Annotated in this window: 1 pseudogene; it reads left to right on the plus strand. The window is 47.9% G+C overall.

What is annotated here, in order from left to right:
• A pseudogene (locus AC1P5O_RS16675) lies at positions 1-762 on the plus strand (IS66-like element ISAba25 family transposase); the annotation flags it as partial.
• Between the last annotated feature and the right edge of the window lie 2 nt (positions 763-764).

A 764-nucleotide genomic window follows, 5' to 3' on the forward strand; every position in this document is an offset into this window, starting at 1 on the left:
AAAAAACCGAAGAAAGGTTATGTCTGGGCCTATGCCACTACACAGTACAATCCAGTTCAGGCGGTGATCTATGACTTTCAGGATAGTCGTTCAGGCCAGCATGCTGCAGAGTTCTTGAAAGGCTGGCAGGGCAATCTAGTCTGTGATGATTACAGTGGTTATAAAGCACGCTTTAAATCAGGCCAGGTCATTGAGGTGGGGTGCATGGCCCATGCACGTCGTAAATTCCATGAACTGCATGTAACTGGGAAAAGTCAGGTTGCTGAACAGGCCTTAGTGCTGATTCAGAAACTGTATGCGATAGAAGCAGAACTCAGGAAAAAGACCGATGGTACAGCGGAAGACCGCCGCGAATACCGACAACAGCATAGTCAACCAGTGATGCAACAACTATATGAATGGCTCAACCAACATCATCTGACAGTGCCATCGAGTTCTCCCACCGCCAAGGCTATCAATTACACTCTGAAGCGTTGGCCAGCCTTAAGCCGCTATCTGGATGATGGCAATCTACCGATATGCAACAATTGGGTAGAGAATCAGATGCGTCCCTGGGCGTTGGGACGCAAGAACTGTCTGTTTGCAGGTTCGCTGCGCAGTGGTCAGCGAGCGGCAAACATCATGACTTTAATCCAGTCAGCAAAGCTGAATGGCTTGGATCCGTATGCCTATTTAAGTGATGTGCTGAAAAGGCTGCCGACACATAAAGTGACCCAGATTGAAGAGTTACTGCCACACTGCTGGAAACCTAAATCGAATTAAAA

Source organism: Prolinoborus fasciculus (assembly GCF_056724605.1).